Raw genomic sequence first — 321 nt, 5'->3', positions numbered from 1 at the left:
AATATGGTATCGATGGTTTGAGTACGGTGTATGTGGGCAACTCGATCCAGTATTCCGACTTCAACTACCAAGACGAAAAATCCTGGCAGGTCCGTTATGACATGAATCTGGCGCCTTACGGAATACCGGGCTTGACCTTTATGACCCGATACGTAAAGGGCACCGGATTCGATACCGCGGCGACCAATAACGGCCATGCCTGGGAACGAGATATCGAATCCAAGTATGTGGTGCAAGAAGGCCCCGCAAAAAATTTGAGTTTCCGGCTACGCCACGCTTCGTACCGCAGTTCCGATAGAGGCGGTGAGATCGACGAAATTC

1 protein-coding gene is annotated in these 321 nt (G+C 50.8%); it reads left to right on the top strand.

From position 1 onward, the window contains the following. Positions 1-321, top strand: a 321-nt coding sequence (locus ACW9IR_RS29835) for an OprD family outer membrane porin (protein WP_457466197.1), incomplete at both ends; no start/stop codon positions are given.

This window comes from Pseudomonas sp. SDT291_1_S447 (assembly GCF_054070155.1).
The sequence above is the reverse complement of the archived record's forward strand: the minus strand, read 5'-3'. Positions and strand labels throughout refer to the sequence as shown.